Source organism: Streptomyces lateritius (assembly GCF_014649715.1).
GTDB classification, from domain to species: Bacteria; Actinomycetota; Actinomycetes; order Streptomycetales; family Streptomycetaceae; genus Streptomyces; species Streptomyces lateritius.
The window spans coordinates 171,249-179,411 of sequence record NZ_BMTO01000016.1; the positions used below are offsets into that span (position 1 = coordinate 171,249).

Below are 8,163 nucleotides of genomic sequence, written 5' to 3' on the forward strand. Positions count from 1 at the left end.
GGCCGAGATTACGCCGCCAGCTTCGCCAGCGCGGCGTCGATCCGGGCCAAAGTCCTCTCCTTGCCGAGGATCTCCAGGGACTCGAAGAGCGGCAGGCCGACCGTACGTCCGGTGACCGCGACGCGGACCGGGGCCTGGGCCTTGCCGAGCTTCAGGCCGTGCTCCTCGCCGGCGGCCAGGACCGCGCTCTTGAGGGACTCGGGATCGCTCCAGTCCGCGGCCTCGAGCTTCGCGCGGGCGGTGGTGAGCAGCGCGGCAGGCTCGCCCTTCATGGCCTTGTCCCACGAGGGCTGGTCGAAGACCGGCTCGGGCAGGAACAGGAAGTCCACGTTCTGCGTGATGTCGGAGAGGACCGTGACGCGCGTCTGGGCGTGCGGGGCGATGGCCTCCCAGGCCGCGCGGTCGAAGTCCTCCGGCGCCCAGTTGGCGTGCGGGGCGCGCAGCCAGGGCTCGCATGCCTCGGCGAACGCCTTCACGTCCAGCATGCGGATGTGGTCGGCGTTGATCGCCTCGGCCTTCTTGAGGTCGAAGCGGGCCGGGTTGGCGTTGACGTCGGCGATGTCGAACTTCTCGACCATCTGCTCGATGGTGAAGAGGTCCTGGTCGGCCGAGAAGGACCAGCCGAGCAGCGACAGGTAGTTGAGCAGGCCCTCGGGGAGGAAGCCGCGCTCGCGGTAGAGGTTGAGCGAGGCCTGCGGGTCGCGCTTGGAGAGCTTCTTGTTGCCCTCGCCCATCACGTACGGCAGGTGGCCGAAGGCGGGGATCTCCTTGGCGATGCCCAGCTCGATCAGCGCCTTGTAGAGCGCGATCTGGCGCGGGGTGGAGGAGAGCAGGTCCTCGCCGCGCAGGACGTGGGTGATCTCCATGAGCGCGTCGTCGACCGGGTTGACCAGGGTGTACAGCGGGGCGCCGTTGGCGCGCACGATGCCGTAGTCCGGGACGTTGTCCGGGGTGAAGGTGAGCTCGCCGCGGACCAGGTCGGTGAAGGTGATCGGCTCGTCGGGCATCTTGAAGCGGACGATCGACTCGCGGCCCTCGGCGCGGTAGCGCTCGATGCGCTCGGCGCTCAGGTTGCGGCAGGTGCCGTCGTAACCGGAGGGCTTGCCGGCCAGGCGGGCGGCGTCGCGGCGGGCCTCGAGCTCCACGGCGGTGCAGAAGCAGTGGTAGGCGTAGCCGCCCGCGAGCAGCTTCTCGGCGACGTCCTTGTAGATGTCCATCCGCTGGGACTGGCGGTACGGGGCGTGCGGGCCGCCGACCTCGTCGGGACCCTCGTCCCAGGTGAACCCGAGCCAGCGCAGCGAGTCGAGCAGCTGCTGGTACGACTCCTCGGAGTCGCGCGCCGCGTCGGTGTCCTCGATGCGGAAGACGAACGTACCGCCGTGGTGCCGGGCGAAGGCCCAGTTGAACAGAGCGGTGCGGACCAGGCCCACGTGGGGGTTGCCGGTCGGGGAGGGACAGAAACGTACGCGGACGTTCGCGTTAGCCACGCTTGATCACCTTGTTGGTGAGAGTGCCGATGCCTTCGATGGTGACGGCGACCTCGTCGCCGACGTTGAGCGGTCCGACCCCGGCGGGGGTGCCGGTGAGGATGACGTCGCCCGGGAGCAGCGTCATGGCCTCGGTGATGTGGACGACCAGGTCCTCGATCGAGCGGATCATGTCGCTCGTACGGCCGAGCTGACGCTGTTCGCCGTTGACGGTGGCCTGGATGGTGAGGTCGCTCGGGTCGAGCTCCGTCTCCACCCAGGGACCCAGCGGGCAGCTGGTGTCGAAGCCCTTGGCACGGGCCCACTGCTTCTCGCGCTGCTGGGCGTCGCGGGCGGTGACGTCATTGGCGCAGGTGTAGCCGAAGACGACGTCCTTGACGCGCTCGCGCGGGACCTCACGGCACATGCGGCCGATGACCACGGCCAGTTCGGCCTCGTGGTGCAGCTCGTTGGAGAAGGAGGGGTACTCGATGGCGTCGCCGGAGCCGATCACGGAGGTGGTCGGCTTGAAGAAGGCGACGGGCACCTCGGGGACCTCGTTGCCGAGTTCGGCGGCGTGCTCCGCGTAGTTGCGGCCGATGGCCACGACCTTGTTGGGGAGCACGGGCGGCAGGAGCCGTACCTTGCTGAGCGGGACCTTGGTGCCGCTCAGCTCGAAGTCGGTGTACGGGATGCCCTTGATGATGTCGAGGACCAGGCCGCCGGACTCGACGGTTCCCTCGCCCTCGACGGCGCCGAAGGCGACATTGCCGTCGATGGAGAATCTGGCGATGCGCACGAGTGCTGTCGCCCCTCACTTGGTACTGGCTGGAGTCTGACGCCCCAGGCTAACGCGGTGAGGGGAGGCGAACCGAGCCTGAAAAGCGGCTCCCGCCGTATTACTGTGCGGGCTGCGGGGCCTCGGGGGCGGTCATGAGGACCGTGCGGCGGGGGTTGGCCGTCTGCGTGGGGAGGTCCAGCCCGTGCTCCGGCTGCGCGCCGCGGCCGAGCTGCTCGGCGTCCTCGAGGTGGGCGAGCGTGGTGCGGCGGGGGTTGGCCGTGGAGCGGAGCAGCATCGTCGTCTTCATCACGGGTGTCAGGCCTTTGCAGAGCGGGGTCTCTTGTAAAGCGTCAGGCTAAACGTGCAATTCCCTTCGAATGCATGGAGTAGACAACGATCTAGGTGTGAGTTTGCTCACCACCAGCCCGACAATCCTGACATTACGGACGGCGATCGAGGGTCACCGAAACGGACATTGCACCACTGAATGCTCCATTCCGCTCCTGATCATCGCGACTGGGACACTCGGCCCACGTGACTCTTTGGGATTAATAAGTCCGATTCATCCATGATCATGTTCTACGTCGGGTGACACGATGTTCACGGGTTGTTATAGGAGTCGACGCCCCGGGCACGGCCCTTGTTGGAGATCCGGCACTGTGCTGGAATTCCACGCACCGCCGCGGGTTTCAAGCCGGCGCGCAGGGGGCGCAACGCAGCGCCGGGTGAGCGGCGGGGAAGGGGGAACTGCGCCGGTCATCGACGACCACCATGGGGCGCACTCGCGTCCCACGACGCCGACACCGTCCACTCCGCTCACGCGGAAGGACGCCTGGTCCAGAGGTTGCGACGCTAGTGCAGGGACGATTCAAGAGGGACATGGGGTCTCCCCAGGGCCGCCAGGGCCGAGGGGAAGCCGCGGCGGAGCAGGAGCACGCGGCCGGGACCGACCGCGGTGCCTCGGCCCAGCACGCCCGGAACACGGGCCAGGGCCCGCACGGCGACGGCGGTGACAGCGCCGCGCGTGGCGGTGCCACCTCCGCTTCCGCCGAGCCCAAGGCCGCCAAGAAGCCCAAGGCCGAGAACGAGGTCGGCTCTCGAATAGCCCTGCGCAACTGGCGTATCTCGACGCGTCTGGTCGCCCTGCTGACCCTGCCCGTGGTCGCCGCCACCAGCCTCGGCGGCATCCGTATCAGCGAGTCGCTCCAGGACATGGAGCAGCTGGACCACATGCAGCTGCTGACCAAGCTGACCGAAGAGGCGACGGACCTCGCCAAGGCCCTCCAGGTCGAGCGTGACCTCTCCGCCGGCCCCCTGGCCAACGGCAAGCCGGCCAGCGACTACCAGGTCTCCAACCCCCGCAAGGCGACGGACCGGGCCCAGAAGGCGTTCATGGACGCCACCGCGGACATCCCCGCCACCGAGGGCGACGAGGCGCTGCAGAGCATCCGGCAGAACGTCAGCCAGATCGCGTCCCAGGTCGTCCAGATCGGCGGCATCCGCCAGGAGGCGTACAAGAAGGGCGTCTCCAACTCGGTGACGGTCGAGGCGTACAGCCGTCTGATCCGCTCGCTGCTCAGCCTGTCCCAGGACATGGCGCAGGCGACCAGCAACCCCGAGATGATCAAGCGGACCCGGGCGCTCGCCGCGTTCTCCTCCGCCAAGGAGTACGCCTCCGTCCAGCAGGCGATCATCGCCGCGGCGCTGCCGTCGAACGACAGCCGGCAAGGCAAGCTGCAGCAGGGCGACCGTCTCTACGGCTACGCCGCCCAGCAGGGCGAGAAGGTCGAGCTCAAGGCCTTCCAGACCATCTTCGAGTCCGCCGGCGGCGACGCCGACCAGCTGACCGCCTCGCTGACCACCGGCAACCCGTCCATCGACGCGGCCGACAAGTACGCGGACCGGGTGCTGAGCAACGACTCCGGCATGGAGGGCCGCGCCCCGCGCGGTCACCTCAACTTCACGGACGAGTACGGCACCAAGATCCAGGCCATGAACCGCATCGAGGCCGACCTGCTCGGCAAGATGGACACCAAGGCCCGTGAGCTGCGGGCCGAGTCGCAGCGAGACGCCATCATCAACGGTGCGCTGATCCTGCTCGTCCTCGGTGTCTCCCTCATCGGCGCCTTCGTCGTGGCCCGGTCCATGATCCGGTCGCTGCGCCGGCTGCAGGACACCGCGACCAAGGTCGCCCAGGAACGCCTGCCCGAGCTGGTCAAGCAGCTCTCCGAGGCAGACCCGCAGGACGTCGACACCTCCGTCGAGTCCGTCGGTGTGCACTCCCGGGACGAGATCGGCAAGGTGGCCGCGGCCTTCGACGACGTGCACCGCGAGGCGGTCCGTCTCGCCGCCGAGCAGGCCCTGCTGCGGGGCAACGTCAACGCGATGTTCACCAACCTCTCGCGCCGCTCGCAGGGTCTCATCCAGCGTCAGCTCTCGCTCATCTCCGAGCTGGAGTCGCGCGAGGCCGACCCGGACCAGCTCTCCTCGCTCTTCAAGCTCGACCACCTCGCCACCCGCATGCGGCGTAACGGTGAGAACCTCCTCGTCCTCGCCGGTGAGGAGCCGGGCCGTCGCTGGACGCGTCCGGTGCCGCTGGTCGACGTGCTCCGTGCCGCCGCCTCCGAGGTGGAGCAGTACGAGCGCATCGAACTGGCCGCCGTCCCGGCGACGGAGGTCGCCGGCCGGGTCGTCAACGACCTCGTGCACCTCCTCGCCGAGCTGCTCGAGAACGCCACCTCGTTCTCCTCGCCGCAGACGAAGGTCCGGGTCACCGGTCACGCGCTGCCCGACGGCCGCGTCCTCGTCGAGATCCACGACACCGGCATCGGTCTCTCCCCCGAGGACCTCGCCGCGATCAACGAGCGGCTCGCCTCGCCGCCCACCGTGGACGTCTCCGTCTCCCGCCGCATGGGTCTGTTCGTGGTCGGCCGCCTCTCCCTGCGGCACGGCATCCGGATCCAGCTGCGTCCCTCGGACTCCGGCGGCACCACCGCGCTCGTCATGCTCCCCGTCGACGTCGCCCAGGGCGGCAAGAAGCCCGTGCCCAAGCAGGGTGCCGGCGGTCAGGGTGCGATGCCGCAGGGTCCGTCCGCCAACGCGGGCCGTCTGCCGGGCGGTCCCGGCGCGGCCGGTGGCCCCGGCGCCGCCGGCGGCGGCCGTCCGGGTCTGGGCGGTGCGCCGTCGGCGACGGCCGGCCGGATCGGTGCCGGTGCGAGTGCCCCCCGTGGGCAGGTCGGCGCGGGCAACGGCCCGCGGGCCGCGCTCCCCGGCAACGGCGCCTCCCGCCCGAACGGTCCGCAGGGCGCACCGCAGGGTCAGGGCCAGCACCGGGGCGGCCAGGCACCGCAGCCGCAGCACGCCCAGCAGCAGTCCCCGCAGGGTCAGCCGTCTCCGCAGCAGTCCCCGCAGGGCGACCAGACCGCGCAGATGCCGCAGGTCTCCCAGGAGCCGCAGCGTCCAGGTCTCGGTGCCGGCGGGTTCGGCGGCGCGCAGAGCGCCATCCCGTCCCGTACGGACGTCTGGGGCGGACAGGGCAACCAGGGCGGCCAGAACCAGCGCAACCAGAACCTGGGCGCGCAGGGTCAGGCCCCGCAGGGCGGCCGCCCCGGCCAGAACGGCGTCCCCCGCGCCGAGCTGCCCGGCGGCAACCCGCAGCAGCAGCGTCCGCAGGCGGCGAGCTGGGGCAACGAGCAGGCGCAGCCGGTCCGCCGCCCGCAGCAGGAGATGACGCCGCTGGATGCCCCGCGCGGTCACGAGGAGCCGGAGACGACGGGCCAGTACGCCCGGCCGACGGCTCCTCAGGGCCCCGGTTCCACGGGTCAGTTCCCCCGGCCGGACTTCGGCCGTCCGGAGCAGGGCCGCCAGGCCCAGCAGGCGCCGCAGGGTTACCAGCCGACGCCGCAGGACCCGGCGTCCACCGCCCAGTTCGCCCGCCCCGACTTCGGTCAGCCCCAGCAGGCGCCCCAGGGCTACCAGCAGCAGGCCCCTCAGCAGGGCCAGGCGCCGAGCCCGCGCGGCGGCGGGGACTACGGTGCGCCCCGGCCGGCCGGCGGCCTCCCGCAGCAGCCGCCGGCGCAGTCCCGGCCCCAGCAGCCCCGTCAGCCCGAGGCCCTGCCTCCGGCGAGCGGTTCCGGTGACGGCCGCACCCCGCTGTACGACACGCTGGAGACCAACTGGTTCCACGGTCAGGCGCAGGCCCAGGGCCAGCCGCAGGACCAGAACCAGGGGCGCCAGGACAACGGCCGGGTCGCGGACGTCGAGCAGACGATGCAGACCCCCGCCCTTCCGCTGCCGCCCGGTCCCGCCGCTCCGCGGCGCCCCGCGGGGCAGGCGGGCGGCGACGCCGGTCAGCAGCAGGCCGGGCCCGCCTCCTGGCGGACCTCCCCCAACGACGAGCTGGTGCGCCAGGCCGAGCGGGTCCGCAAGCCCGCGGCCGGCGGCGTCACCACCTCGGGGCTGCCGCGGCGGGTGCCGCGCGCCAACCTCGTACCCGGGACCGCGCAGGAGCAGGCCCACACGGCCGGCCCCCAGGTCTCGCGTGCACCCGACGACGTCCGCGGCCGGCTCACCAATCTGCGCCGCGGTATCCAACAGGGCCGCCAGGCGGGCAACTCGACCACGGGTAACCACCACCTCGGCCCGACCCACCAGCAGGAGCGTTAGTTGAGCGCGATGAGCCAGGCGGCGCAGAATCTGAACTGGTTGATCACCAACTTCGTGGACAACACCCCCGGGGTGTCCCACACGGTGGTGGTCTCCGCCGACGGCCTGCTGCTGGCCATGTCGGAAGGATTCCCCCGGGACCGCGCCGACCAGCTGGCGGCGGTCGCATCCGGACTGACCTCGCTGACCGCGGGAGCGTCCCGGATCTTCGAGGGAGGACCCGTCGCACAGACCGTCGTGGAGATGGAGCGCGGCTTCCTCTTCCTGATGTCCGTCTCCGACGGTTCCTCGCTGGCCGTGCTCGCGCACCCGGAGTGCGACATCGGCCTCGTGGGCTACGAGATGACGCTGCTGGTCGACCGGGCCGGCAGTGTCCTCACCCCGGACCTCCGTGCCGAGCTCCAGGGAAGCCTGCTGCACTAGACCCGCACCGACAGGGTGGTACGCCCCTCCGTGCCACCCTGGCATCACAACCGTTCGGCCGCCCCATCCGGCCCCCCACCGGCCCCATCAGACGGCAGATGACCTTTCGCCGTCACGCCCGGAGGATTCATGACCCCGCCCCCCGCCTCTCACGATCCGTACGGCGCCTCACTCGACGAGTCGTACGGATATGAGGGCGACCAGCCGCTGGTACGTCCCTACGCGATGACCGGCGGCCGGACCAGGCCGCGGTACCAGCTCGCCATCGAGGCGCTGGTGAGCACCACGGCCGACCCGGCGCACCTCGCCAGTCTGCTTCCCGAGCACCAGCGGATCTGCCACCTGTGCCGTGAGGTCAAGTCGGTGGCGGAGGTGTCGGCCCTGCTGTCGATGCCGCTCGGTGTCGCCCGCATCCTGGTCGCCGACCTGGCGGAGGCGGGCATGGTGGCGATCCACCAGCCGGGCAACGGAGAGGCCGGCGGCACGCCGGACGTGACACTGCTCGAAAGGGTGCTCAGTGGACTTCGCAAGCTCTAGCGGCGGCGCGGCCCGTTCAACCACCAGCGCGAAGATCGTGGTGGCGGGTGGCTTCGGCGTGGGCAAGACCACGTTCGTCGGCGCCGTCTCGGAGATCGACCCGCTGCGTACCGAGGCCGTGATGACCTCGGCCTCGGCCGGTATCGACGATCTGACGCACACCGGGGACAAGACCACCACGACGGTGGCGATGGACTTCGGCCGTATCACCCTGGACCAGGACCTGATCCTGTACCTCTTCGGTACGCCCGGTCAGGACCGCTTCTGGTTCATGTGGGACGACCTGGTCCG

General features: G+C 70.7%; 7 protein-coding genes. 4 read left to right on the forward strand and 3 right to left on the reverse strand.

Features of this window, described 5'->3' with window-relative positions; genetic code table 11:
* Nucleotides 1-8: 8 nt before the first annotated feature.
* From gltX to IE136_RS28860, 3 genes are all read right to left on the reverse strand, one after another.
* A complete protein-coding gene (gene gltX, locus IE136_RS28850; RefSeq protein ID WP_158990872.1) occupies nt 9-1,487 on the reverse strand; it encodes a glutamate--tRNA ligase in 1,479 nt (492 codons plus the stop codon).
* Nucleotides 1,480-2,265, reverse strand: coding sequence for a fumarylacetoacetate hydrolase family protein (locus IE136_RS28855; RefSeq protein ID WP_158990870.1), 786 nt, complete (start codon nt 2,263-2,265; stop codon nt 1,480-1,482). Before IE136_RS28855 ends, gltX begins: the two co-directional genes overlap by 8 nt.
* Before the next feature lie 100 nt (nt 2,266-2,365).
* The gene (locus IE136_RS28860; RefSeq protein WP_158994727.1) at nt 2,366-2,554 is read right to left on the reverse strand and encodes a hypothetical protein; all 189 of its coding nucleotides are present in this window, start codon (nt 2,552-2,554) and stop codon (nt 2,366-2,368) included.
* A 548-nt stretch (nt 2,555-3,102) separates the two neighbouring features.
* On the opposite strand from IE136_RS28860, the gene IE136_RS28865 reads away from it, so the two are divergent.
* From IE136_RS28865 to IE136_RS36050, 4 genes are all read left to right on the forward strand, one after another.
* Nucleotides 3,103-6,912, forward strand: coding sequence for a sensor histidine kinase (locus IE136_RS28865; protein ID WP_373309168.1), 3,810 nt, complete (start codon nt 3,103-3,105; stop codon nt 6,910-6,912).
* A 9-nt stretch (nt 6,913-6,921) separates the two neighbouring features.
* Complete coding sequence (locus IE136_RS28870) at nt 6,922-7,335, forward strand: roadblock/LC7 domain-containing protein (RefSeq protein ID WP_030325548.1); 414 nt, start codon at nt 6,922-6,924, stop codon at nt 7,333-7,335.
* A gap of 129 nt (nt 7,336-7,464) precedes the next feature.
* Nucleotides 7,465-7,872, forward strand: a complete 408-nt coding sequence (locus IE136_RS28875; protein WP_158990866.1) for a DUF742 domain-containing protein — start codon at nt 7,465-7,467, stop codon at nt 7,870-7,872.
* The coding region (locus tag IE136_RS36050; RefSeq protein ID WP_229819242.1) for a GTP-binding protein at nt 7,853-8,163 on the forward strand (311 nt) is incomplete at its 3' end. The genes IE136_RS28875 and IE136_RS36050, both read left to right, overlap by 20 nt.